Source organism: Paraburkholderia sp. Ac-20340 (assembly GCF_017104965.1).
GTDB lineage: Bacteria > Pseudomonadota > Gammaproteobacteria > Burkholderiales > Burkholderiaceae > Paraburkholderia.
In genome coordinates this window covers 63,665-89,310 of sequence record NZ_JAAGPR010000036.1, presented here as the reverse complement: position 1 = coordinate 89,310, position 25,646 = coordinate 63,665, and the positions used below count along the sequence as shown (strand labels likewise).

The window sequence follows — 25,646 nt, the reverse complement described above, 5'->3', positions numbered from 1 at the left end:
TTTTGTGTGAGACTCTTGATACTTTTGCTATCCCGCCAGATCGAAAACGATCACGGCGAGGAGCTCAATCGAATCAAGCGCCCACACTTATCGGCTGTAAATTTTTAAAGATCAATTCGCTGAAAACCACTGGAAAATCAAGCTATCCGGTGTTTTCTGCGTCGCTGCATCAGCAGGAGGAGGCGAATTATGCAGGGCGCAGATCCACTCGTCAAGCGAATTTGAATAAATTATTTCAGTGATTTCGAAAACAGTCGGGACTCAATACCTCAATCCCTTTCCTGGCAGTCGATTGCGCCGATTCAGCCTGATATAACCAGCGGCCATCTTTAGCCGCCGATCCTCGCGGCTACGTCCCCACATGGGGCTTTAACGCCGTCAGCCAGCAGACCACCGCCACCGCTCCGCCATCCGGCGCGCCAATCGCCCGCTTGCCCAGATAGCTCGCGCGCCCCACACGCGGATGCATATGTGCCGTCGCCTGCGCCCCATGCTCGGCCGCGTTGATCGCAGCGCTCCAAGCCTGTTGCGCCGTCTGTCCTTTACCGATCGCCTCGTCGAACGCCTCGACCGCCGGCACCAGCGCGTCCAGCATCGTTCTATCACCGGCTTTCGCACCGCCCAATTCGCTGATCGCGTCGATTGCACCGCGCCACGCCTGCGCCCATTGCTGCGGAGTTGGCTCAGGTGCGTCGGCTAGCAAGCGGGACGCGCGCAGCAAAGCCGTGGCATAGAAAGGCCCTGAGCTGCCCGCGATTGCACGCCGCAAGCTCGCGCCCAAAGCCGCGAGCGCTTGCGGCGCAGTCCCAAGCGCATCGGCCGGCAGCGCCGAGGCCGCATCAGCCGCGCGCCGCATACTCGCACCGAGATCGCCGTCACCCGCTAACGCATCGAGTTCAGTCAAGCGTGCTTCGCTTTGCACCAACGCCCGCGCAACGGCATCCAGCGCCGCCTTCATTCGCCCCGCCCAGGCCGCACGCGATGCATCGATCGATTTCGATATGGAATCCTCATGAATCGACGCGCACGATACCTCCAGCCGGATAGTCGGATTGATGCAGCCTTTCCCCGGCCACGCATGCGCGTCGGTAGCCGCATCGAGCAACGCCAGCCTGCCGTCGTCCACACGCATGAGCGATATCGAACAACCCGGCATATTGAGCGCCGATAGCAACGTGCCCGCCCACGCACGCTCCACACGCACCTCGCGGCGCTGCAGGCTCGCATAAGCCGCGCGCAACACGATATCGAGTTCCATCTGCGGCGTCGCACCCAGACCATTGACGAGCAGCACCACGCGCTCCCCGCGCGTAATCGCGAGTTCTTCGAGAATATTCACGAGCAGCGCTTCAGTCAGCGCATCGGCGGGTAACGGCGCGCTGCGCTCCACGCCTTTTTCGCCATGAATGCCCAGACCCAGTTCGATTTCATCATCGGCGAGACTGAAGCTCGATTGCGCGACGCCCGGCAGCGTGCAACCGTCGAGCGCCACGCCCATCGTGCCGAGATTTTCCGCGGCCACGCGCGCCGTCGCTGCCACGACTTCGAGCGAGGCACCGCGTGCCGCCGCCGCGCCCGCAATCTTGTGGATGAGCACCGTGCCCGCGATGCCGCGTCGCTGATGACGTTCGGCATGGCCGCGCAGCGCGACGTCGTCGGCCACGGTCACCACTTCGACGGGAATGCCTTCCGCGCGCGCGAGTTCCGCGGCGAGGCCAAAGTTGAGCCGGTCGCCCGTGTAGTTCTTGACGATCAGCAACGCGCCTTTCGGGCCAGCGCTTGCGCGGATTGCCGCGAGCACGGCGTCGGTGGGCGGGGACGTAAACACTTCGCCGCACACGGCTGCGCTCAGCATGCCCGCGCCCACATAACCGCCGTGCGCCGGTTCATGACCACTGCCGCCGCCCGAAATCAGCGCGACCGCGCGCGCCAGCGCTTCGGGAATATCGCGGCGGATCAGCACGTTTTCGTCGCCGAGAATGACGACATGCGGAACCTGCAGCGCGAAGCCTTCGAGCATTTCGCGCACGACGTCGGACGGTTGATTGACCAGTTTCTTCATGACGATCCCGGTGAACGCGGTTGGACGTGCCGACCATCGGCGGCGCACATGCGATGCGCATAGCGCGTCTGGCGGCTGCGTCCAGTGTACGCCCGTCGTTCTGGCAGCGCGCCAGCGTGTCCACCGGCGCGCCAGATCGTCATCGCGTCCTTAATGCTGCAGGAAGTCGAGCACCATGCGATTGAACGCATCCGCGTGCTCCCATTGCGCCCAGTGACCGCAACGATTGAACACATGCAGTTGCGCGTTCTGCATGCCCGCGAGCAGACGCAGGCCGATATCCATCGGCACGAAGCGATCGTCGCGCCCCCAGATCACGAGCGTGGGCGCGGCGATTTCGCCAAGGCGCGGGCCGTAATCGGTGAACTGCTTCGGAAACGCCGCCAGGCTCTTCACGAAGTTTTCGAGGTGATCGCGGCGCGCGAGCATATTGTCGAGGCGCGCCTGCATCAGATCGTCGGTGAGCGCGCTGGCGTCGTAGACGAATACGTTCATCATGCGCTTGAGATTGTCGATACTCGGCTCGCGATAAAGGCCCTGCAACAGCTTGATGCCTTCGGTCGGCATCGGCGCCAAGTTGCTCGGTCCGCCGGTGCCGCCGCCCATCAGCACGAGTTTGCCCACGCGATTCGGGTTCGACAGCGCGAATGCCACGGCGCTATGTCCACCCATCGAATTGCCAAGAATATGCACGCGCTCGATGTCGAGCACGTCGAGCAGGCCCTTGAGCACACGCCCATTCAGTTCCGAACGCGACGACGTGCAAACGATAGGATCGCTCTTGCTCCAGCCCGGGCAGTCCATCAGGACCACGCGATAGCCCGCCGCCACAAGCGGCTCGACGTTACGGTTGAAGTTGGCCCAACCGCTCGCACCCGGACCGGAGCCGTGCAGCATCACGACGGTCTCGCCATTCGCATTGGGCGCGCCCGCGCCGGTGTCGTTATAGTGAATCCGCAGTTCGAGTTCACCGTCTTTCACTTGAGCAAACTGGCTCGTCGAGGCTTCGGTAATCGTCTGTGCAGCCGCAGTCATGATGAGATCCTTGCAGTAAAACCCGCTAATTCGTTATGAAGCGGGCGCTTGCCCGCTCCGCCAAAAAATCCTTAAACGCCTTGTGCGCCTGTCGCATTGCGTTGCGCAAATCCGCCAACCACCGTCAATGCGGCGAGCGCGGCGATCACGCACAACGGAATGCTCGACGCCACCAGCATCGATGCGCTCTGCCCCAGCGCGAACAATTGCCCGGCCACGAGCGGCCCGAGTATCGATCCCAGCCGCCCAACCGCGACCGCTGCGCCCACGCCCGTGCCGCGCACTTCGGTGGGATAGGCGTGGCCTGCGAGCGCGTAGAGCACCGACTGGCCGCCCACCAGAAACAGCCCGCACAACAGACCGCCGCAGGCCATCGATACCGCGCCGCCCGCGCTCGCCAGCGCGGCGAGCGCCAGCGCAATCCCCGCATACATGCCGATCACCGTGCGGCGACGGCCGAATCGATCCATGATCGTTGCGATCGCAACGGCTCCAATCCCGCCGCCGATGTTGAACATCATCAGCACGATGTTCGATTGCACACGCGTGAGGCCGCGCGAGAGCACCATCGAAGGCAGCCAGTTCATCAGGAAATACAGCACGATCAGCGTGCCGAGATAACTGATCCACAACGCGATCGTGGTACGGGCACGGCCCTGACCCCAAAGCGCTTCGCTCACGCCGGGCACGCCCTCGCGCACGGTGCTCGCCGCGCGCGCAGCCACGAACTGATGCGATTCGCGCAGAAAGAGGCCGAGCAGCGGCACCATCACAATCGGCCCCAGACCGCCGACGTAGAACACATCGCGCCAGCTAGCCGGGCTGGAACCCAGCATGCCGATCACGGCAGCAATAGCCGCGCCGAACGGCATACCGCAGTACATCGCGCCAACCGCCGTGCTGCGCTGCTGCGGACCGGCCGCCTCCGAACACAACGCGATCAGGTTGGGCATCGCGGCGCCCAGCCCGAGCCCCGTGAGGAAGCGCGCGATCACAAGGCTTTCGAAACTCCACACCAGCGTGGTCGCAAGCGAAAACAGGCCGAAGAGCGTGACCGACGCCATCAGCACGCGCTTGCGCCCGAGACGGTCCGCCAGGCGCCCGCCCAGCGCCGCGCCCGGCAGCAGGCCGATTGCGCCCGCGCTGAATGCCCAGCCCATTTGCGACAACGCGAGCGAGAATTCCTTCGCCATGCGCGGCCCGGCCACGCCCGCCGATTGCAGGTCCAGGCCTTCGAGCAAGGCCACGGCGAGACACAGGGCGATCGTCGCCTTGTTATTGCCTCCAGCACCACTGATTCGTGACGTCATTTGTAAAGTCTCCAATGTTGGGTGTCAGCCGCTCTTGCCGGCGGCTAATCGTTTGTCCTGCAGGTACGACGTAGCAACGCCGCGGGTCGCTTCAAGCGACACGCGGCGTGCGTTATGACTGGGATGTTGCGGCTTGGGCGCGCTGCTTCAGATCGAGCGCCACGTCCACGATCATGTCTTCCTGGCCGCCCACCATGCGGCGCTTGCCCAGTTCGACAAGAATGTCCACGGTTTTCAGACCGTATTTCTTCGCGGCCACTTCGGAGTGACGCAGAAAACTCGAGTACACGCCGGCATAACCCAGCGCGAGTGTTTCGCGATCCACACGTACAGGGCGATCCTGCAGCGGACGCACGATGTCGTCAGCCGCGTCCATCAGCGTGTAGAGATCGGCGCCGTGATTCCAGCCCATGCGTTCTGCCGCGGCGATAAACACTTCGAGCGGCGCATTGCCCGCACCCGCGCCCATTCCGGCCAGCGATGCATCGATGCGGTCGCAACCTTCTTCAACGGCGACGAGCGAATTCGCCACGCCCAGCGAGAGATTGTGATGCGCGTGCATACCTGTTTGCGTTTCCGGTTTGAGCACGCTTTTCACGGCGCGGAATCGATCCCGCACATCATTCATCGTCAGTGCGCCGCCCGAATCGACCACGTAAATACAAGTCGCGCCGTAGCTTTCCATCTTCTTCGCTTCGACGGCGAGACTCTCCGGCGTGGTCATATGGCTCATCATCAGAAAGCCGACCGTATCCATGCCGAGTTCACGCGCGTATTCGATGTGCTGCCTCGAAATATCGGCTTCGGTGCAATGCGTGGCCACACGCACGATGCGCGCGCCCGCGTGATACGCCGCCTTCAGATCGTGAATCGTGCCGATGCCCGGCAGCAGCAGCGTGGCGATCTTCGCGTGCTTCACCACGTCTGCAACCGCTTCGATCCATTCGAGATCGCTATGGGCGCCGAAGCCGTAGTTAAAGCTCGAACCTTGCAGACCGTCGCCATGCGCGACTTCGATCGAATCGACTTTCGCCTTATCCAGCGCACGAGCGATGTCCTGCACGTTCTGAATCGAATACTGATGACGAATCGCGTGGCTGCCGTCGCGCAGCGTCACATCGGAGATATAGAGTTTCTTGCTCATCGCTTTACGCTCCCTGCACGCTCAAGAGCGTTTGCGCCATACGCTCGGCCGTTGCGAGCGCGGCGGATGTCATGATGTCGAGATTGCCGGCATACGCGGGCAGATAGTGCGCGGCGCCTTCCACTTCGAGAAACACCGAGGTTTTCAGGCCGCTGAATTTTCCAAGGCCCGGAATATTCAACGGCGCGCTTTCAGGAATTTCGTCGAATTGCACTTGTTGCTTGAGGCGATAACCCGGCACGTAGGCATGCACTTTCGCTACGGTTTCTGCGATCGATCGCTCCACGGCTTCACGATCTGCCATTGCGGAAAGCGTATAAACCGTGTCGCGCATCATCACAGGCGGCTCGGCCGGATTGAGCACGATGATGGCTTTACCTTTCGCCGCGCCGCCCACCGCTTCAATTGCCTTAGACGTGGTTTCGGTGAATTCGTCGATATTCGCGCGCGTGCCCGGTCCCGCCGATTTGCTGCTGATCGAAGCGACAATTTCCGCGTAATGCACTTTCGCCACACGTGAAACGGCGGCCACGATGGGAATCGTCGCCTGACCGCCGCACGTGACCATATTCACGTTGGGCGCGTCGATATGCGCGTCGAGATTCACTACCGGCACGCAATAAGGCCCAATCGCCGCGGGCGTCAAATCGATCACGCGAATCGACGGCTTCAATTTACGCAGCAGCGCATCGTTCTTGATATGCGCGCCCGCCGAAGTCGCATCGAATACGAAATCGATTTCGTTGAAAACTGGCAAACGCGTGAGCCCTTCCACGCCTTCATGCGTGGTCGCCACGCCCAGACGCGCAGCGCGCGCGAGACCATCGGAGTTGGGATCGATGCCGACCATCGCCGCCATGTCCAGATGCTGGCTGTGGCGCATGATCTTGATCATCAGGTCCGTGCCGATATTGCCGGAGCCGATGATCGCGGCCTTGAGTTTTTCGGAAGCCATTTGAAGTCCTGTTTCAGGCGGTGAAAGTCGCGCGGACGCTGCCGAGGCCGTCGATCTGCGCGGTGTAAGTGCCGGGTTCCTTCACGGCGACCATGGGTCCAAGCGCGCCCGTGAGCACCACGTCGCCGGCACGCAGCGGCGTGCCGAGTTGCACCATGCGGTCCGCGAGCCACACGGCCGCATTGAGTGGATTGCCCAGACACGCGGCGCCATTGCCGCGCGAGAGCACTTCGTTATCGCGCGAAAGTGTCATCGCGCAGGCACTCAAATCGATTTGCGAAAGCGGCACGGGACGGCTGCCCACGACAAAACGCGCACTCGACGCGTTGTCCGCGACCGTATCGACGAAGCGGATATCCCAGTTCTGAATCCGGCTATCGACGATTTCGATGGCCGCCAGTGCATACGCACTCGCGCGCAGAATATCGACGAAGGTGTGCTTGTCATGCGTGAGATCGCGTTCGAGCACGAGCGCGATTTCCGCTTCCACTTTCGGCTGGATCAGTTGCGAGAGCGGAATCGGTTCGCCGTCGCCGTACGCCATCGAGGCGAATAGCGCGCCGAAGTCGGGCTGATCGACGCCCAGTTGCTGCTGCACCGCGCGCGATGTGAGGCCGATCTTGCGGCCCACGATGCGCTCGCCGTTCTGCACGCGCAGATCGACATTGGCTTGCTGCACGGCATAAGCCGTAGCGATATCGTCGATGGCGATTTCGCCGCGCACCGGCTCGATCACCGCGCGCGAGCCTTCCGCTTCGCGCAAACGTGCGGCCAGCGCCGCGATGAGTGTTGGATCGGTCATGCCGTTCTCCAGGTTCTTCGATGCAGTTCGTTACGTTCAGGCCGCCTGCGTGGGCGTGGCGTGCATGGTGGCGAAACCCGCAATCCATTCAGGAATCGCGCGGTAATAATCGAGCGACGCGCAATACGGCCCGAACGCCGCGAGCACGCCGAACGCGGCCACCCACGTGCGGATCTCGTGCGCGGACTTGCCGCCGTCACGCGTAATGGCCGCATTGGTCATGCCGTCCACGGCCGTCAACTCGCCCGAAGCCAGCAGTGCGAGAAACGCGCGATCCCATTCGGGATTCAGCGGATGCAAGTGGCTATCGCCGTTCGTGAACGCTTTCGCGGCGGCCACGGTGCGCGCCTCACGCGCGTCGCGCGAATCGGCGGAAGGATTGCGGCCCGCAATCAAACGCTCGGCAATTTCAGGCGTGGCGCCAAAGAGTTCGGGCACCGGCGGTTCGTGCGAGATGCCGCCCGATCCCACCACCAGCACGCGCTTGCCCGTGCTCGCCATGAAGCGTCCGATCGCTTCGCCAAGCAAACGCGCGCGGCGCAGCGTCGCCATCGGCGGCGCGACGGAGTTGATGAACACCGGAATCACCGGATAGCGATCGAGCCCGCCCGTGAGCACTTCGAGCGCTTGCGCGCAGCCGTGATCGACCTGCATACGGTACGAGAGCGCCACGTCGATATCGGCGGCCAACACGCTTTGCGCGAGCGCGTGGGCCAGTTCTTCGGGCACCGGCAGCGTGCCCGCGAGGCTTTTGAAATCGCCGATTGCCTGCGCTTTCGCGCCGATGCAGAACGGCGGCATCATGTCGTAGAAGAAGCCGTTGAAATGATCGGGTGCGAACGCAACGATCAGATCGGGCTGGAATGCCTCGACGCGTGCGCGTGCTTCGCGGCCTACGCGTTCGACTTCGGCCACCACGTCAGGAGGCGGATCGAAGTAACCGTGCAGCGGCGTGTGCGAAAGGCACTCGAGGTGTATCGGCATGCTGGCGTTCACAATGCGGCTCCTGCTCATGCTGCCTGCGCGACAGCGACGTTTGCGCGCGCGGGACGATGTGATGCAACGGCTTCGCGCACCGCGCTGTCGCTCATGCCCAATTTGCCCGCGAGTTCGACGATGGCGTCCGAGACCTGCTGCGGCGTGCACACGCCCGCCACGAAGCGGTCCGGGCGCAGCAGCACGACCGATTCCGGCCGCTGGCTGAACCAGTCCTTGAGACGTCCTTGCACATCGCCGAGCGCGAGCACGCCTTCGGGCACGTCATCGGTGTAATCGAGTTGCACGTCGGGCTTGGCGAACACGAAGCGCGCGCCCAGGCGTTCCCACACCGCACGCGCTTGCGGCGTGAGACCGAAGGTCGGGTCCGCGCCCCATGCAAGCACCACAAAGCCGTTGCCGATCGCATCGTCCAGACGCACGACGCGGCCATCGCTCGAACGCACGCGCGGCTGGATAAACATGCGGCCCACCGGCGAGGCCGCCAGCGGATCGCGCCCATAAGCGAGGCGCCCGAGCAGCGAATCGCGTTTCTGGCTCATCAAACCCAGCAGACGGCCCGGCGCGGAATCGCCCGAGCGTTCGAGCACGCGTGCGAGCCAGCCGCCCGTTGGTTTCTGCGGCGGCAGCAGCACGACACCGGCCTCATAACGCGGCATCGGCTTGAAACGCATCTCCACGAAATAGCGCTTCACCGAGGGGAATACGTTCATCGACTTCACAAAGGCGTCGCGAAAGCGCGCGCCGAATCGCGTCGCCGGCGCGAAGATATCGCCGGCGACTTCGGAGAGATGAATCATCGATCGTGCGTGTGCGCGGCGCTCGACGGTATAGGTATCGAGCAGACGACCATCGGCGAGACCCTTCGCGACCATCGCCAGTTTCCAGCCCAGATTGTTTGCGTCGCGAATGCCGCTGTTGTAACCCTGGCCCTGCCACACCGGCATGATGTGCGCGGCGTCGCCCGCCAGCAGAATGCGATCGACGCAAAAGGTTTCGGCCAGACGCGCGTTGTGCGTATAGACGCGCTTGCGGATGTAATCGACCTTGTCCGGGTCCGCGACCACTTTGCGGATCAGCGCGGCCATATTCGCGGGCTTCGAAAGTTCTTCCTCGGTTTCGCCGGGCATCACCATGAATTCGAAGCGGCGAATGCCGTGCGGCAGCGCCGCCGATACATAAGGGCGCTCGTGATCGCAATGCATATAGATATGCGGCGAGCCGATCGGGTCGTTGCGCACATCCACGACGATCCATTGATTCGGCTTCGTGCGGCCTTCGAAAGGCACGTTGAGCGCACGGCGCACGAAACTGTTGCCGCCATCGGCGCCCACCATATAAGCGGCGCGAATCGTGCTGCGCTCGCCATTCGCAGCGCTCACGTCGATCGACACGCCCTGCGCGTCCTGCACAAAGCCATTGACCGTATGTCCGAACAGCACGTCGACATGTTCGAAGCGTGCGAGCCCTTCATACAGCACGCGATCGGCCAGCGGCTGAATAAAGGCATTGCGGCGCGGCCAGCCGAATTCATCGGTACGCGGCTCGATCGACGCGAAGCAATGGTTGTCCTTCGTGACGAAGCGCATCCAGTGGTCGGGCGTGGTGTGCGGCAACAGCGCGTCGGCGAGACCGATCGATTGAAACACGCGCAATGCTTCGTCATCCAAACCAATTGCGCGCGGATAGTCGATAATCTGGTCGAGCTTTTCGATGAGGGTGACGCGCACGCCCTGGAGACCCAGGATATTGGCGATCATCAGGCCCACGGGGCCCGCGCCGATGATGGCGACGTCGGTGGCACGTTGGCGCGAGCGAACCGTGCCCACGGCGGCCGTGTCCACGGCGGCAACGTCCGCAGCGGCGGAAGAGGTGTTCATAGTGTCTCCGTGTCAGTCGCCCTTGGTCGGGGCGATCTCATGCAAGGCATGAAAGCGAGTCTAGATTCGCGGCGACACGCGCTCAACAATTTGAGAGAAATGTGCATAGAATGCACACAGTTGATTTACAAGCGATTTTTCGATGACAAAGTATGCAAACGTGCGCGGGCTCGCACGCGGCCTGCAGGTGCTGCGGGCGCTCAACGCGATGGAAAACGGCCGTGCAACGAGCCAGCAGTTGAGCGAGGCGACGGGTCTTCATCGCACCACCGTGCGGCGTTTGCTGGAAACGCTGGTGGAAGAAAACCTCGTGCGGCGCAGCGCATCGGACGACAGCTTTCGCCTGACGATGAACGTGCGCGCGCTGAGCGAAGGCTTCACCGACGACGAACTCATCGCCACCATCGCGCCGCCAATCATGGGCCAGATGATGCAGCGGGTCGTCTGGCCTTCCGACCTCACGACGCCCGACGGCGACGCGATGATCATCCGCGAGACCACGCACCGCTTCAGCCCGCTCTCGTTTCACCGCGCGATGGTGGGCCGGCGTCTGCCGATGCTGCTCACGGCCGCGGGCCGCGCCTATTTCGCCCACTGCCCGGAAGCGGAGCGCGACGATATTCTCGACATGCTGCGCGCGGGCGCAGGCGGCGAGCAGCAGCAGAAGCTCGCCACGGATGCGGCCTTCATCCGCAATCTCGTACGGCAGACGCACGCGGATGGCTTCGGCTCGAATCACGGCGATTGGTCGGACCAGCGCAAGATCGGCGCGCTCGCGGTGGCGATCGGCGCGCATGGCCGCGTGATCGCGAGCCTCAACGTGATCTATCTGGAGCAGGCGATCAATCCGGCTGAAGCCGTGCGCCGCTTCGTGCCCGAATTACAGCGCGCCGCCCAGGAGATGGAGACCGCGCTGGAAGCCGCGGCAGAAGGGACAAAGGAAGGAACAAAGCGCACGACTTCATAAGCGCCCCAAAACAGCCCTGCCAAAGTTTTTTCAACAATTTGCGAAAAAGGCTTGCAAGGCTCAAATACCCTCTCTATAATTCGCGCTCTCAACAGGCTCGTAGCTCAGTTGGTTAGAGCACCACCTTGACATGGTGGGGGTCGTTGGTTCGAATCCAATCGAGCCTACCAACGAATATGCAGTACCGCGCGGCTCAGTTCGCTGCGCAATGACAATGCCGCAATCCTTCACAGGACTGCGGCATTTTCTTTTTGCTTTTGCGAAAAGCGCGCTACGCGCAGGCGTAAATCAATCGAGCGCCTTGTCGTTCGGATGCGCAAACAGATCCTTCATCTGCTGCGAAAGCGGATAGTCCAGATTCATATTGGTCGGCGGAATCGGCTCGGTGAACCACTTGGTATAGAGCTTCGCCATTTCGCCCGACGTCTGCATCTTCGCCACCGTTTCATCCACCAGCGCCTTGAACTGCGGATCGTCACGACGCAGCATGCACGCGTAGTTCTCCGATACCGGCGGCGTCCCCGTCACCACATAATCCTGCGGGTTCTTCGTCTTCGCGCGCTCGCCGTAGAGCAGCGGCTCGTCCATCACGAACGCCACGGCACGCCCGGTCGTCACGTTGAGGAACGATTCGGCGTGATCTTTTGCGCTGATGATCGTCATGTTCATGTGCTTCTCTTCGTTCATCTTGCGCAGCATGCGTTCATCCGACGTGCCCGCCGTGGTCGCCACGGTCTTGCCCGCGAGATCGGGAAAATCCTTCACGCCCGAATCCTTGCGCGTGATAAAGCGAATGCCATAGAGAAAGATGCTGTTCGAAAACGCGGCCTGATTCTGGCGTTCGAACGTATTGGTGGTCGAGCCGCATTCGAAGTCGATCGTGCCGTTCTGCACGAGCGGAATACGATTCTGCGAGGTAATTGGAATTGTCTTGACCTTGAGGTTGGGCGTGCCGGTCTTCTGCTTCACCGCATCGACGATCTTCAGCGCGATCTCCTGCGAATAGCCGATCACGTTCTGGTTCTGGTCGTAATACGAAAACGGAATCGACGATTCGCGCGTGCCGAGCACGATCACGCCGCTGTCGTGCACTTTCTTGAGCGTGCCGGTGAGGTCGTCTGCGTATGCGGTACTTGCCAGCGTGGCCAGGCCTAGCGTCAATGCCGCGATCGTTTTGCTGGTGTTCATCGTGCGCTTCTCCCAACGTGGGTAAGTGAAGACAATGATTCGCCGTGAAGGCGGTTGTTGTGGTGCGTAAACTCTTTTAGCGGCGCGGCGAAAATGCATCGCCGTTGATCGGCAAGCTTCGTTGCGCGAGCAGATCGGCAAGCAGTTGCGCGCTTGCGCACGCGAGCGTAAAGCCCAGCGCGCCGTGCCCCGTGTTCATCCATAGATTGCGGTAATGCGTTGCGCCGATCAACGGCTTGCTGTCGGGCGTGGCGGGGCGCAGGCCGGTCCACGTCTGCGCGGCGTCGTAGTCGCCGGCATCGGGAAAGGTTTCGCGCGCCTGGCGCGTGAGCAGCGCGATACGGGCGGGATCGGCGTGCGCGCTCATGCCCGTGAGATCGACCATTCCGGCGATGCGCAACCGCTCGCCCAGCGGCGCGTAGACCACTTTGTGATGTGCATCCGTCACGGAGACGCGCGGCGCGCCCGTTGCATGCGTCGCCGGCAATGTGAGGCTATAACCCTTGAGCGGATAAACCGGCACGCTCACGCCGAGCGAACCCAGCAAAGGCTGGCTCTGAATGCCGAGGCAGACAACGAACGCATCCGCTTCGATTGCGCCTGCCGAAGTCATCGCCGCTTCGACGAGCTTGCCTTGTGTTTTTAGTCCCGAAAACTCCGTCGCCACTTGCAGATCGACGCCCTCTCGCTGCGCCGCGCGTGCCAGAGCGCGCGTGAAGCGGTCGCAATCGCCCGCTTCCTCGCCCGGCGTGTGAATGCCGCCCGCAATCTCGCCGCCGATATGCGCGAGCGCCGGTTCGAGCGCAACGCACGCCGCGCCATCGAGTGCATATTGTTCCGAACCGAATTGCGCCTGATAGTCGGCCTGACGGCGCGCGCCGTCAAAACTGTCCCGATCGCGAAACACCACGAGCTTGCCATTGCGCACGTAATCGAAATCGATCGTTTCGCGCGCAACGATCTCGTGCATCAGGCGCTGGCTCAGAAAACCCAGCCCGAGCAGTTCTTCGGTCGTGGCGCGGCTGCGGGCACGCGTGCAGGCGCGCAAAAACGCGACGCACCAGTGCCACTGGCGCGGGTCCAGACGCGGCACGAAACGCAGCGCGGCATCGCGGGAAAAAAGCCAGTGCGGCAGTTTGGGCAGCACCGAAGGGTCCGCCAGCGGCGCGACATAGTTGTAGCTCAACTGGCCGCCATTGGCATGGCTGGTTTCGCGCGCCACGTCCGCGTGACGCTCGACCAGCGTCACCTGATGTCCATCGCGGGCAAGAAAATACGCGGTCGTGACCCCGATCACCCCGCCGCCCAGCACGCAAATTCGCATATCCCGTCGTTCTCGCTATCGGTATTCCTTGCAGTCTCGCCGGGCAAAAAAAGGAACTCAAATGCGAATCGGACGGGGGATATAACCTCAGGTTAAGTCGATTGAAGTCAAATTCAGGCGTAGGCCGCCGGGCTCACGCCGCGAACCGCCTCGCGCGCTCCGTGCGCTCCGTGCGCCGCCGCGCGTGCCGCCACGCCATCGCCGAGATGGAACACGGCCACCGCGTCGCGCAACACATCGGCCTGCGACTCCAGCGACTGCGCCGAAGCCGCCGCTTCCTCCACCAGCGCCGCGTTGCGCTGCGTGACTTCGTCGATCTGTGCGACCGCGCGATTGACCTGCTCGATGCCGTCGCTCTGCTCGTGCGTCGCCGCCGTGATCTCGCCCATGATGTGGCTCACGCGCGCAACGGCGTCGCGCGCCTCGCCCATCGTGTGCCGCGCTTCTTCGACAAGGCGCGCGCCCGTGCCCACCGTCGCCACCGAAGCGGCGATCAGTTCCTTGATCTCCTTGGCCGCCGTGCCCGAGCGCTGTGCGAGGCTGCGCACTTCCTGCGCCACCACCGCGAAGCCGCGCCCTTCCTCGCCCGCGCGCGCCGCTTCGACTGCCGCATTGAGCGCGAGGATGTTGGTCTGGAACGCGATGCCTTCGATGATCCCGGTGATCTCTTCGACCTTGCGCGACGACGACGAAATATCGTTCATCGTCTCGTTCACGCGCGCCACCACATCCGCGCCGCGCGAGACCGTGCTGAGCGCGCCCTGCGCCAGACCGCTCGCCTCCTGCGCGCCCGCCGTGTTCTGGCGCACCGCCGCCGAAAGCTGTTCGAGGCTCGCCGCCGTTTCCTGCAGCGCGGCCGCCTGCTGCGAAGTGCGGCTCGACAGATCGACATTGCCCGCCGCGATCTGGTTCGCGCCCAGCGTGATTTCCTGAGTGCTGCCGCGCACGCGCGCAACCGTGCCGATCAACGCCTCGCGCATCTGCGCAAGCGCACCCAGCAACTGGCCCATTTCATTGCTCGAGCGCACGCGCACGTCCACGGTCAGGTCGCCGGCGGCAATGCGCTGGAAATGGCGAATCGCCGTATCGACGGGCTTGATCACGGCCGCCGTCAGCCCGCGCCGCGCGATCAGACCGATCGCCACGCCCACCACGCCGATCACACCGAACACGATGAGCGAAAGCCGGAAGCGCTTCGCCGCCGTTTCGGCGTTGCGCTGCTCGCGCGCGTCCTGCGAGGCTTCGAGCGCGTCGATTGCCTTCGCATACGCGCCGTAGAAACGATCGGCGGTTTCGCCCTGAATCGTGCGGAAGGTGTTGAAGTCGTTGTCGACCAGCGCCTTGTACTCGGGTTCGAGCGCCTGCTCGACCAGCGCCGTGCGCGCCTGCGCGACGGCCTGGGCAAGACGCGCTTCGTCGGCATCGGCGAACGGGCCGGCGCTGTAGCGCGCGAAATCCTTGTTCGAATCGGCGAGTACCTTGTGCGCCTGTTCCAGCATGCCCTCGGTGGATTTGCCGACGCTAAAGAGCGTCTCGTAACCGCCCAACGCGAGGCGCACCTGCAGCAGGCGCTCCGAACTGGACTTGAGCGTAGCGAGCGACTGCGCGCTTTGCTGCGTATCGAGCAGACTCTCGTTGGTCAGCTTCAGCGCGCCATAGGCCACGCCGATCACGACCAGCAAAAAGGCAACGAAGATACCGATAACGAGGGTAAGCCCTCCGCGGATGGTGATGTTCCTGAGCATGTGGTCCGGTCTCCTGGCGTATTTGTCTGCGATCGCGGCGGCCTTTTTGTGGCTCTTATTGCTGCTTTTTGCTGCGTTTTGTTGCGAATGCAACCGCTTTGCGTCGCTCGTTTGCGCTTACGTATTTTTGCTTTTCGTCCTGTCCTATCGGCAGATTCGCGTAGTAAGCGCATAGGGGATATCCATGATGCCGATGCGGGTAGCGCGCCAGGCCGTGATGCGTTTCGTGCTATCGTTTTCCTTTCAGTGCCTCATTTTCAGGCAGCCGCGAGCCTCCCGGGCCGTCCAGGCAACATCACGGCTTCAAGCCTCTTCATTTCGACCATGTCCGACCTTTCCTCGCCGCTGGCGCGCGCGCCGCGCCGTCTCGACTCCATCAATCCCAAATCGCTCGGGCTCGCGCTGCTGCTGGTCGCACTCGGCGCCGTCTATCTGGCGCAGACGGTCAGCGCGCGCCAGGCCGCGCTCTACATCGTGGGCGCGCTGCTCGGCATGACGCTCTATCACGCGGCGTTCGGTTTTACCTCGGCGTGGCGCGTCTTTATCGCCGATGGCCGGGGCGCGGGCCTGCGCGCGCAAATGGTCATGCTCGCCATCGGCGTGTTGCTGTTCTTTCCGGCGCTCGCGGCGGGCTCGCTGTTCGGGCATCCCGTGGTCGGGCTCGTTTCGCCTGCGGGGACCTCGGTGGTCGTCGGCGCGTTCATGTTCGGCATCGGCATGCAACTGGGCGGCGGCTGCGCCTCGGGCACGCTGTACACCGTGGGCGGCGGCAGCACGCGCATGGTCGTGACGCTGATCGCGTTTATCGTCGGCTCGGTGGTGGCAACGGCGCACATGCCGTTCTGGACGTCGATGCCGCAACTCAAGCCGCTCTCGCTCGTCACCACGCTAGGCGTCGTGCCGGCGCTCGCGCTGAACCTCGCGGTATTCGCGGCGATTGCGGCGCTCACCGTCGCCATCGAAAAGCGCCGCCACGGCCGCCTCGTCAATCAGCCGGAACGCGCGCCGCATGCGTCGCCGTGGCTGCATGGTCCGTGGCCGTTGCTGGCAGGCGCCATCGCGCTCGCGCTGCTGAACTTCGCCACGCTCACGCTTTCCGGCCGTCCGTGGGGCGTGACCTCGGCGTTTGCGCTGTGGGGCGCCAAGGGCTTCGCCGCGCTCGGTATCGACGTGGTCAACTGGAAGTACTGGATGGCCGGCCCGAACGCGGCCGCGCTCGCCGCGCCCGCCAGCCACGACGTCACCACGGTGATGGATATCGGCATCGTGCTGGGTGCGATGGCGGCGGCTTCGCTCGCGGGCCGCTACGCGCCGGTCTGGCGCATTCCGCTGCGCTCGCTCGCGGCGGCGGTGATCGGCGGGCTGCTGCTCGGCTATGGCGCGCGACTGGCGTATGGCTGCAATATCGGCGCGTATTTCAGCGGGATCGTGTCGGGCAGCCTGCATGGCTGGCTGTGGCTCGTGTGCGCGTTCACGGGCAACGTGGTGGGCACGCGTCTGCGCCCGCTGTTCGGGCTGGAAGTCGAACGGGTAAAGAATACGGGCTGCTAAATCATTTTTTGCAGTTCGTGCACTGCAAATAGCAAGGGCAAGGCCGATGGCCTTGCCCTTTTGTTTTTGCGGCGCGTATTCAGCACGCGCCGCGCAGGTCGCATCGGTTAGATCTTCAGGCGCGTCACCTTCGTGCCTGCGAGCGAAACATCCGCCATCAGGCCGGCGTTGGTCATCACGAAGACTTCGACCGGATGCGTGGCCGTATTCGTATCGACCGCGCCGTTCGCGCCGACCGTCACGAGCGCAACCGATGCGTCCGCACCGGCTGCCCAGCCGTCCGTACCGCGGAATTTGTCGAGCGCATCCTGCGTCATGAAGCAGAAGATGATCGCCTTCGACTGCGCACCGGCCTGCAGGCCGAACGAGCCCGACACCGTGCTGTAGTAACCCGTGGTCGCGCCGCCCACGCGCAGCGAGCCCTCGCCATATTGTGCGCCGACGATGAAACCCGCCTGCAGCACCGACGGGAACACCAGCACGCCGCGCGACTTCGCGACCAGCTCGCGCGAACCCTTGACGGTCGAATACAGCTTCGTCATGGCGTTGTCGACGCTGGCATCGATCGACTGGCGCTTCGTCATATCGGTTGCAGCGTTAGAGGAATTGCCCGGCGTGGTGGTGCAGCCTGCGAGCGCCATACCGCCGGAGGCAAGCGCAGCGGCTGCCGAAAGCATGAAGTTGCGTCGTTGCATGTCGTTATCTCCACACGAATAAGAGTTTGCGGAGGGATACAGCAACTGGCGTGCCTGAGCCTGAAACCGCATCGCGTTGCGCTTCTCCCCGACCGCTAAATGGCGGCGGCCGCGCGCAGCCAGCCTCCACTTGCAGCCGATTGTGCCCGATTTATGAGATGGAAGCGTTCAAGCGTCGCAAAGCGGTACGCGGCAGCAACGGGCAAAAGCGGGCAAAAAGAAAGGCGCCCGAAGGCGCCTCGCAGACCGGCGTGTGAATAAGCTGCCAACGCGCCATGTAGACGCTACACGCCACGAGATGCAACTGACGGCGATCAGGGCGTGGTCGCCTGCCAGGACGGATCGGGATCGAAGCGCTTGAGCGCGGCGGCGGTTTTCGCCCCGTTCGGCCCAAGATTCTTCTGATAAAGCTTGCCGTCCTGATTGACGATAAAACTCATCACCCCGGTTTTACCGTATTGCGCCGGCCAGGCCACCAGCGCGAAACCATTGGCCAGTTCGCCGTTCTCGATATAGCTGCGCGCGCCACCATCCGCATGTGCACCCTGCGCCGTGAGAATGCGGAAGTGATAGCCGTGATAGCCCTCCTGCGGCGTGATCTTCGCATTGGCGGGCATGGCGGCGGCAAGCGGGCCGAGCGGACTTTCGGTTTCGCCGGGCTCGACGGGCCAGTAGAGGCCGTCATGCGTGCCGGGCGTGCTCAAGATGCGCTGGGCGTAATGCTGCGTGAGCTTGCGGTAGTCGTTCTGCGCGTCGACGAAAGCCAGCGAGGACAGCATGGCCGCGCGCTCGTTGCGGCCGATACGGCGCGTGAGCACTTCGGCCGCGCCTTCGCGCACATCGAAGCGCCAGCCGCTGCCGCTTTGCACCAGCGGAATCGGCAAGGTCCAGCCGCTGTCGCCCACGCTCAGATGGGCGCTGGCCTTGCCCGCGACGGGTTTGTCGTCCGGCACGATCTGGTGGCCCTTGGCCCAGGCGCCCAGATAGTCGTCGATATCGTCGGCGCCGATGTTCTGGGTGGGAATGAAGTGCTGAAAGTCGCTGCCGAGCACGTGCTTGATCGCGTCGTGGTCGTTGGCGGCGAGCGCGTCGGTCAAGGCTTGTGCGGCGGCATCCGGCGTGGCATACACAGCCTGCGCCAAGGCCACGCCAGCGCCGGGTACGGACAGCAAGGCAGGCGCGGCGAACAGCGCAAACGCAAGCGCCGCAGTGAGCCGGGCGAGCCCGGCAGGCCGTGCGCCTTGCGGCAGACGGCGTGCTTGAGTACGGATCATCGCGATGACTCCTCCAGGATTTACCGACGACCAAAGTGGCGTTCGCCGCCACCGCCACCACCCAGACGGCCACCGCCGCCGCCAAACCCGCCGCCGCCGCCTCCACCACCGCCACGGTTCTGGAATGCCGCGCGACTTTGCTGGCCGCGCTGCATATCGGCGCGCGCACCGTTGCCGTCGCCGGCGCCACGCAGCGCGTTGTCGCGATTGGCGTTCTGCGCGCGGTTGTTCAGATCGTTCTGCCGATTGGTGTTCTGCGTACGGACGCCAAGCTCGTTTTGCCGCCCGCCGTTCGCCGTACGCCCGCTGAGATTGTTCTGGCGATTACCGTTCTGCGTGCGGTTATTCAGTTCGCCGCGATTGGCGTTCTGCGTGCCGCTGCCTCCCGCACCCGGCCGCGTACCGCCGTGCTGGATATCCTGCAAACGCTGGCTGGCATTGCCCGACATGCTCTGACCGGTGCGATTCTGGAACGCCTGCGCGGCCTGCTGGCGCGACTGGTCATAGCCGCGATACTGATTGCGCTGACCGTTGAGGTTCCCGCCGTTCGCGTTATGGTTGAAGTTCTGGCGGCGCTCGACATTGTTGTTGCGATTCCAGTTCGCCGTCGTGCCATTCCCGCTGATGTGGTTATTCACGTTGATATTGTTGTAGCGATTGACGTTGATGTTCACGTCATGCGAACCCCAGCCAAAACCGCCCCACAACGAATTCGCCACCGCCACGCCGGCGCCGAACGCCAGCCCGGTCATGAAACCCGTGGCGATCGCGTAGCCCGGAGGCGGCGGCATGTACACCGGCGGATACGCCGGATACGGCCACGTTCCGTAGACCACGGTTGGGTTGTACGTCGGCACATAGACCACTTGCGGATTGGCCGGCTCGATCACGATCGTCTGCGTGGTGGTCGTGCTGCTGGCCGGTTGAACCACAACCTTCTGCTGCTCGTTCGACTTGAGGTTGCCGGCCTTTTGCGCCTGCGCGCGCAGACGCTGCACGGAATCCATTACGTCGTTGGGCTGCGCGAGAAACGCATTGCCGATCTGCGCGACCCAGTCGGGCTTGGAGTCCATGGTGGCGAGCACCTGCGGAAACGCCACCAGCGACTGCACGCTGGGGTCCCACGGCTGCGAGGCCACCGCTTTCACCGCATCGTCGCCCTGCATCTTGGGATTGGCCTTGGACCACGCAGCAGCGGCCTGCACATCCTGCGGAAAGGTGGCGGCCATCAGCACCTGCGCGAGCAGCGCGTCGGGATAGAGCGCAACAGGCGCGGTAAGCGAATCGAGTTGTTGACTGGAAAGATGCGCAGCGCTCTGTGCAAGTGCGGCCGTGGGACCGGCTGGCCCGACGAACAACGGTGCGGCCGCGAGCGCGGCGCACATGAGCCAGGCAGCATGCTGGCGTACACCGGACGATTTCACGAATCGATCCTCCTCATTGCGGATGAGTCTTTAAGGACCTCGAAACGCCAGGCCCCGCTAGCGCGTGAACGTTGCGTGAACGTTTGCTAATGCCTCTCTTGAACCGCGCTTCGATGCAATCTCGTGCGAGATAGTAGCGAAAAATATCGGGGCATGACTGTAGGTGTCAACTATCGATTCGTTAAATCTTGTCCATTTACAAAAGCGAATCAATTAATCGAAAAATGCCGGAGTACGAAACAATTTGAAATGCATTTCAATTGGAAATAGAAAGCCCATTCATCATCAATGTACTGCGCTTTCCGGCTGCTTTTTCGGCGGCGTCAGATGCATGCGCACGAAGCCAACGTGCTCGCGCAGCACATAGAATGCATCGGCATAGGCGAGCGGCATGCGCAAGGTATTGAGCGAATTCTCGATCTCGTCGAGTTCGTTGATGAGCGCCTGGCGCTCTCCTTCGCTCGTATGCTTGAGCGCGTCGCGTTCGATGGCAATAAGCGCGCCGTAATAGCGATAAATCCGCGATCGCACGCGCCAGCGATACAACGCGGGCACTGCGCGCAGCGCCGGAAACACCAGCACGGCCAGCGGCAGCAGCAGCACGATCAGGCGATCGGCAACGCTCGCGAGCCAGAACGGCAGCGTCCGGTAAAGAAAACTCTTGCCCGACTTGTAGTAACGCGTGGCATCTTCGCTGATGCGGAAATCGTGCGCTTCGGCACTCGGAAACTGGCCCGCGCGCTGTAGCAGACCCGGCGCGCCATTGACCTCGCTCGCGGCTTCGATGATCAGATCGGAAATCGCCGGATGCAGCGTATCGCGCGCGACGATCTCCACCGTCGGCGCCACCAGATGCACGGTTTGCGGCGGCAGGCGGCGGCGCAGATCGAGCACGCCGGGCGGCAGTTCGACATCTTCGAGGTACGGAAAAATGCGCGTATAAGCCGAGGCTTCCTCGAAACTCATCACCGAAATGCCCGGGATATTGAGCAGCCGGAGCATGAGCGTGCGCGTGGTGGAATCGCCGCTTAGCATGGCGGCGTCGGCGCGATCCGAGACCAGTGCGGTGGCCGCTTCGAGACCGTCGAGCGGCAGGAAAGTGGAGTCGCCGCCCGGGTCCATGCCGTTCGCGTGCAGCAGGCGCAGCGACAGTTCGCGCGTGCCGCTGCCCACGCGGCCGATGGCAATGCGTTTGCCGTCGAGTTCGGAAAGCTGCGTGAGCCCCGAGCCGCGATAAAACACGACGATCGGCAAATAGGCCACGCTGCCAAGCGACATCAGCGTATGCACATCGACGCCTTCGGCCACGCCGCCCTGCACGAAGGCGAGATCGACATGCGATTTGGGATTGAGCAGGCGTTGCAGATTTTCGACCGAGCCGTCCGATTCGAGGACCTTGAGCTTCACGCCGTTGCGCGCGAGGATCGTGCGATACGCATCGGCCATCTGCATGAAGGAGCTATCGCGCGGCCCCGCGCTGATCGTGATGGTGCGCGGCGGCGCCGGATCGACCAGCCACACGACCAGCGCGATCACGGCAATGCAGAACAGCGCGACCGGCAGCGTCGACAGCGCAATATCGCGCCACGCGGGATGCGAGGGGTCGCGCATGAAATGCGGCAAGGGCGGACGATGTCGTTTCATGAGAACCCGGCGGCGCGGCGTCGAACTCTGGAAACTGCATCATGCCATTTTCGCGTCAGATCGGGACGCTGGGGGTTGCCCGGTGAGTGCCAGGTCGTTGCCTGGTAATTCCGCGAATGGGGTCTCTGCTGAAAGCGATGTAAGCGCGCTTTAGCGCAAGCTCTACGCCGCCGCTTTCGTCAGCGCAAAAAGCTCTGCACGCAGCGCCTTCGCGCGATCGCGTTTCATGAACTGCTCGAATTCCGCCTGCGCGTCCTGCCAGAGCACATGCGCCTTGTCGTAACGGCGCAGACCGCTTGCGGATAGCCGATAAACCAGCGTGCGCGTGTCGTGTTCCGCCGCCGCCGTGAGCACGAGACCATCGCGCTGCAAAGGCTTGAGCGCACGCACGAGCGTGGTGCGGTCCATCACGAGATCGTCGGAGAGTTCGGCGGCGGTGGCATCGGGACGGCCCGCCAGACGCGAGAGAATCGTGAACTGCGCGGCCGTCACGCCCGCCTGCGAAAGATGGCGCTCGTAAAGCTGCGTGACGAAGCGCGCGGCCTGCCGCAGCGCAAAACAGTTGCATTCCTCGCGCGTCACTCGCTTCGTCATCGCCGTTCACCTTCTGTTTGCCGGGTATGTCATGGGCGCGCGCCAGCACGCGCGCGCCCGGCCATCATACTTTCTCGAGAGCAAGCGCGATACCCTGGCCGCCGCCGATGCACAAGGTCACCACGCCGCGACGCACGCCGTCACGCTGCATCGACCATGCGAGACGGGTCGTGAGAATCGCGCCCGTCGCGCCGATCGGATGGCCGTGCGCAATCGCGCCGCCTTCCACGTTGACGATATCGTCGGGAATGCCGAGTTGCTTCATCACCGCGAGCGGCACGGCGGCGAAGGCCTCGTTGATCTCGAAGCGATCCACATCGCCGATCGACCAGCCCGCGCGCTGCAAGGCCAGTTGCACGGCCGGCACGGGACCGAGGCCGAACATGCCCGGTTCCACGGCCGCCACGCCCCAGGACACGAGCCGCACAATCGGCGCGAGTCCGCGCGCTTCGGCAAAACCGCGTTCGGCCACCAGCATGGCCGCCGCCGCGCTGTTCAGGCCAGGCGCATTGCCAGCGGTGATCGTGCCGTCCGGGCGGAAGGCGGGCTTGAGTTTCGTGAGCGTGTCGAACGTGGTATCGGGGCGCGGCGCTTCGTCGGTATCGAAACGCTCGACGCCCTTGCGCCCCTTCACCTCCACCGCGACGATCTCCTCCCTGAAGCGCCCCGCCGCCTGCGCCGCCGCGAAACGCTGCTGCGAGCGCGCGGCCCAGCGGTCCTGCTCCTCGCGCGTGAGTTCGGCCTTCGTGACGAGATCTTCGGTATGCCAGCCCGAATGCTGGCCCGAGAAAGCATCGACCAGACCGTCGCGCAGCATGCTGTCGTGCACTTCGGCATTGCCCATGCGATAGCCCCAGCGCCCGCCATCGAGCAGATACGGCGCGCGGTCCATGTTTTCCATGCCGCCGGCCAGCGCCACATCGGCGAGACCCAGCAGGATTTCCTGCGCCGCGCTGGCGATGGCCTGCGCGCCGGACCCGCAGACGCGGTTCACCGTGAGCGCGGGCACCTGCACCGGCACGCCGCCGCCCAGTTCCGCCTGACGCGCGGGATTCATCTTGTTGCCCGCCTGGATCACATTGCCAAGCACGACCGAGCCCAGCAGGGCCGGATCGAGTTTCGCCCGCGCGAGCGTTTCGCGCACCGCAATCGCACCCAGTTCCGTCGCCGCCACGCCCTTGAGCGAGCCGTTAAACGCGCCGATGGCCGTGCGCACCGGCTGACACACAACAATTTCCCGCGCTGCATTCATGCTGCTCATCGTGTTTTCTCCATGAGTTCGCAGTGGTACTGCCTTCACTGCTCCAGTTTATGTATGCATATGCACACATTCAAACGATTTCATCGAGGCGGCATTCGTCAGGCGTGGCATGGTTTATGTCGAGCAGGACGCGAATGGCACCAAAGCCGCATATCGCGCCCTGCGCCGCGGGCTTATTCCACTGCCGGGAAATCCAGCGTCGTATCGTTCACGCGATTCACCAGATTCGTGAACGTAATCGATGCGATCGCCAATGCCGTTTCCACGATCTGACGCTCCGTATAGCCCGCTTCCTTCACGGCGTTCACCTCCGACTGCGGCACCGTGCCGTGCGTACGCACCAGGGCGCGCACGAAGCGAACCAGCGCATCGCGCTTCGCGTCGCCGGTGGCGTCGCCCGCGCGGATCTGCTTCATTGCTTCAGGCGACAGGCCCGCGAATTTGCCCGCCAGCGTATGCGCGGCCACGCAATAGTCACAACCGGCCACTTCGCTTACGGCGAGCTTGATCGCCTCGATATCGGCCTTCGTGAGCGAGCCTGCGGCCAGCACGGCCTCCACACCGAGGATCGACGCGAGGCCTTCGGGGCTGTGCGTGCCGATGGTGGCGTAAGCGTTCGGCACCTTGCCGACGGCCTTGCGGATCTTCGCGAATACTTCAGCGGCGGCGCCGGTGGCTTCTGCGGGCTGGATGGCGGAAAGACGGGACATGTTCGACTCCTTGTTCAATGAGAGGGTGCCGGATGCGTTTGCCGGATCTGGCGCGCCATCGTCGATGGCATGAACGCAGTCTAGGCGCGCAGACTCGCGCTTTTAATGCCAGAATGGCGCGACTTCATGCTCATTCGTCTCATTGCGCCGACCATGGATATCCTCAGCCGCCTACTGTCGCTCATGCCCGTCGCGGGCCGCCTGGACGTGCGTTGCCACTTCGGCGCGCCCTGGCGGATCGATCAGCCCGACGCCGAAGCGCGCGAAATGCGCTATCACGTGCTGCTCAGCGGCTCGGCGGTCGTCGAGGATGCGCATGGCGCGCCCACCGCGCTGCATGCGGGCGATATCGTGCTGTTTCCCTCCGGCGGCGCACACCAGTTGCACGACGGCAGCGGCGCGCCGCCTGGCGCCATCGACAAACGCGTCGAGCACGGCCGCACCATCGAGACGAATCAGGGCGCAGGCGATATCGCCGATGTGCTCTGCGGCAGTTTCGTGCTGCCCGCCGTGCCCCAGCGCCTGCTGCGCGAAAACCTGCCCGCGCGCCTCGTGGTGCGCAGCGCGCCCACGGGCGGCGCGGTGCCCGAACGGCTCGTGCGCCTGATCGCCCTGCTGCGCGACGAAGCGCTCGAAGCGCAGCCCGGCAGCGAATCGCTCGTCAATCACCTCTCCGGCGCGCTGTTCGCGCTCACGCTGCGCTACGCGAGCCACACCGACGCGCCGCCGCGCGGCCTGCTCGCGCTCGCCCAGCGCCCGCGCCTGCAACCCGCCATCGACGCGATGTTCGATACGCCCGGCAAGCCCTGGACGCTGCCTGAACTCGCCGGGCTTTGCCATATGTCGCGCGCGACTTTCGCGCGTCATTTCGACGAAGCCATCGGCAGATCGGCCGCCGATGTGCTCACCGATATCCGCATGACGCTGGCCGGGCGGCTGCTCGCGCAAGGCAGCCAGCCGGTGGCCGAGATCGGCGAATTCGTCGGCTATCAATCGGATGCCGCGTTTCAGCGCGGTTTCAAGCGGCACGTGGGCATGACGCCTGCGCAGTGGCGCGCAGCGGCGCGCTCCACGGCTTGACACGC

The 25,646-nt window shown here is 63.7% G+C and carries 22 protein-coding genes and 1 tRNA gene; 5 read left to right on the top strand and 18 right to left on the bottom strand.

What is annotated here, in order from left to right; genetic code table 11:
- Positions 1 to 242, top strand: a 242-nt coding sequence (locus G3N59_RS31095) for a hypothetical protein (protein ID WP_205986672.1), incomplete at its 5' end; no start/stop codon positions are given.
- Positions 243 to 349: 107 nt separating this feature from the next.
- Here the strand turns inward: G3N59_RS31095 and G3N59_RS31090 are convergent.
- The 8 genes from G3N59_RS31090 to G3N59_RS31055 all read right to left on the bottom strand — a co-directional run bounded on the left by G3N59_RS31090 (position 350) and on the right by G3N59_RS31055 (position 10,184).
- Positions 350 to 2,062, bottom strand: coding sequence for a dihydroxyacetone kinase family protein (locus tag G3N59_RS31090; protein WP_205986671.1), 1,713 nt, complete (start codon positions 2,060 to 2,062; stop codon positions 350 to 352).
- A gap of 150 nt (positions 2,063 to 2,212) precedes the next feature.
- The gene (locus G3N59_RS31085) at positions 2,213 to 3,097 is read right to left on the bottom strand and encodes an alpha/beta fold hydrolase (protein WP_205986670.1); all 885 of its coding nucleotides are present in this window, start codon (positions 3,095 to 3,097) and stop codon (positions 2,213 to 2,215) included.
- Positions 3,098 to 3,168: 71 nt separating this feature from the next.
- Positions 3,169 to 4,407: a 3-(3-hydroxy-phenyl)propionate transporter MhpT gene (gene mhpT / locus G3N59_RS31080; RefSeq protein WP_205986669.1), complete on the bottom strand. Its 1,239-nt coding sequence runs from the start codon at positions 4,405 to 4,407 to the stop codon at positions 3,169 to 3,171.
- A 112-nt stretch (positions 4,408 to 4,519) separates the two neighbouring features.
- Positions 4,520 to 5,551: a 4-hydroxy-2-oxovalerate aldolase gene (gene dmpG, locus G3N59_RS31075; RefSeq protein ID WP_205986668.1), complete on the bottom strand. Its 1,032-nt coding sequence runs from the start codon at positions 5,549 to 5,551 to the stop codon at positions 4,520 to 4,522.
- A 4-nt stretch (positions 5,552 to 5,555) separates the two neighbouring features.
- Positions 5,556 to 6,506 carry an acetaldehyde dehydrogenase (acetylating) gene (locus G3N59_RS31070; protein WP_205986667.1) on the bottom strand — a complete coding sequence of 317 codons (951 nt, stop codon included), beginning with the start codon at positions 6,504 to 6,506 and terminating at the stop codon, positions 5,556 to 5,558.
- Between the two features lie 13 nt (positions 6,507 to 6,519).
- Positions 6,520 to 7,308 (bottom strand): 2-keto-4-pentenoate hydratase, encoded by a 789-nt coding sequence (gene mhpD / locus G3N59_RS31065; protein ID WP_205986666.1) that lies wholly within the window; start codon positions 7,306 to 7,308, stop codon positions 6,520 to 6,522.
- 36 nt (positions 7,309 to 7,344) lie between these two features.
- On the bottom strand, positions 7,345 to 8,292 hold the full coding sequence (locus G3N59_RS31060) for a 3-carboxyethylcatechol 2,3-dioxygenase (protein WP_205986684.1): 948 nt from the start codon (positions 8,290 to 8,292) through the stop codon (positions 7,345 to 7,347).
- Between the two features lie 26 nt (positions 8,293 to 8,318).
- Complete coding sequence (locus tag G3N59_RS31055; RefSeq protein ID WP_205986665.1) at positions 8,319 to 10,184, bottom strand: bifunctional 3-(3-hydroxy-phenyl)propionate/3-hydroxycinnamic acid hydroxylase; 1,866 nt, start codon at positions 10,182 to 10,184, stop codon at positions 8,319 to 8,321.
- A 142-nt stretch (positions 10,185 to 10,326) separates the two neighbouring features.
- Between G3N59_RS31055 and G3N59_RS31050 the strand changes: the two genes are divergently transcribed.
- Both G3N59_RS31050 and G3N59_RS31045 read left to right on the top strand, forming a co-directional pair.
- A complete protein-coding gene (locus G3N59_RS31050) occupies positions 10,327 to 11,151 on the top strand; it encodes a DNA-binding transcriptional regulator (protein ID WP_205986664.1) in 825 nt (274 codons plus the stop codon).
- Between the two features lie 93 nt (positions 11,152 to 11,244).
- Positions 11,245 to 11,321 (top strand) — tRNA-Val (locus G3N59_RS31045).
- 118 nt (positions 11,322 to 11,439) lie between these two features.
- Here G3N59_RS31045 and G3N59_RS31040 read toward each other — a convergent pair.
- The 3 genes from G3N59_RS31040 to G3N59_RS31030 form a co-directional block, all read right to left on the bottom strand.
- The gene (locus G3N59_RS31040) at positions 11,440 to 12,339 is read right to left on the bottom strand and encodes a glutamate/aspartate ABC transporter substrate-binding protein (RefSeq protein ID WP_205986662.1); all 900 of its coding nucleotides are present in this window, start codon (positions 12,337 to 12,339) and stop codon (positions 11,440 to 11,442) included.
- Between the two features lie 76 nt (positions 12,340 to 12,415).
- Positions 12,416 to 13,663: a D-amino acid dehydrogenase gene (locus G3N59_RS31035; RefSeq protein WP_205986660.1), complete on the bottom strand. Its 1,248-nt coding sequence runs from the start codon at positions 13,661 to 13,663 to the stop codon at positions 12,416 to 12,418.
- 113 nt (positions 13,664 to 13,776) lie between these two features.
- On the bottom strand, positions 13,777 to 15,408 hold the full coding sequence (locus G3N59_RS31030) for a methyl-accepting chemotaxis protein (RefSeq protein WP_205986658.1): 1,632 nt from the start codon (positions 15,406 to 15,408) through the stop codon (positions 13,777 to 13,779).
- A gap of 324 nt (positions 15,409 to 15,732) precedes the next feature.
- On the opposite strand from G3N59_RS31030, the gene G3N59_RS31025 reads away from it, so the two are divergent.
- Positions 15,733 to 16,959 carry a YeeE/YedE family protein gene (locus G3N59_RS31025; protein ID WP_205986656.1) on the top strand — a complete coding sequence of 409 codons (1,227 nt, stop codon included), beginning with the start codon at positions 15,733 to 15,735 and terminating at the stop codon, positions 16,957 to 16,959.
- Positions 16,960 to 17,066: 107 nt separating this feature from the next.
- On the opposite strand, the gene G3N59_RS31020 is transcribed toward G3N59_RS31025, so the two are convergent.
- The 7 genes from G3N59_RS31020 to G3N59_RS30990 all read right to left on the bottom strand — a co-directional run bounded on the left by G3N59_RS31020 (position 17,067) and on the right by G3N59_RS30990 (position 24,561).
- The gene (locus G3N59_RS31020) at positions 17,067 to 17,654 is read right to left on the bottom strand and encodes a YSC84-related protein (RefSeq protein ID WP_205986654.1); all 588 of its coding nucleotides are present in this window, start codon (positions 17,652 to 17,654) and stop codon (positions 17,067 to 17,069) included.
- A gap of 314 nt (positions 17,655 to 17,968) precedes the next feature.
- Positions 17,969 to 18,928, bottom strand: a complete 960-nt coding sequence (locus G3N59_RS31015) for a DUF2950 domain-containing protein (protein ID WP_205986652.1) — start codon at positions 18,926 to 18,928, stop codon at positions 17,969 to 17,971.
- A gap of 20 nt (positions 18,929 to 18,948) precedes the next feature.
- Complete coding sequence (locus tag G3N59_RS31010) at positions 18,949 to 20,313, bottom strand: DUF3300 domain-containing protein (RefSeq protein ID WP_205986683.1); 1,365 nt, start codon at positions 20,311 to 20,313, stop codon at positions 18,949 to 18,951.
- A gap of 324 nt (positions 20,314 to 20,637) precedes the next feature.
- Entirely contained in the window at positions 20,638 to 21,996 is a 1,359-nt protein-coding gene (locus G3N59_RS31005) for a TAXI family TRAP transporter solute-binding subunit (protein ID WP_205986650.1), read from the bottom strand.
- Between the two features lie 162 nt (positions 21,997 to 22,158).
- Positions 22,159 to 22,590, bottom strand: coding sequence for a MarR family winged helix-turn-helix transcriptional regulator (locus G3N59_RS31000; RefSeq protein ID WP_205986648.1), 432 nt, complete (start codon positions 22,588 to 22,590; stop codon positions 22,159 to 22,161).
- Positions 22,591 to 22,654: 64 nt separating this feature from the next.
- Positions 22,655 to 23,842: a thiolase family protein gene (locus G3N59_RS30995; protein WP_205986682.1), complete on the bottom strand. Its 1,188-nt coding sequence runs from the start codon at positions 23,840 to 23,842 to the stop codon at positions 22,655 to 22,657.
- A gap of 182 nt (positions 23,843 to 24,024) precedes the next feature.
- A complete protein-coding gene (locus G3N59_RS30990; RefSeq protein ID WP_205986647.1) occupies positions 24,025 to 24,561 on the bottom strand; it encodes a carboxymuconolactone decarboxylase family protein in 537 nt (178 codons plus the stop codon).
- Positions 24,562 to 24,687: 126 nt separating this feature from the next.
- Between G3N59_RS30990 and G3N59_RS30985 the strand changes: the two genes are divergently transcribed.
- Positions 24,688 to 25,641, top strand: a complete 954-nt coding sequence (locus tag G3N59_RS30985; RefSeq protein WP_241024469.1) for an AraC family transcriptional regulator — start codon at positions 24,688 to 24,690, stop codon at positions 25,639 to 25,641.
- The last annotated feature ends 5 nt before the right edge of the window (positions 25,642 to 25,646 follow it).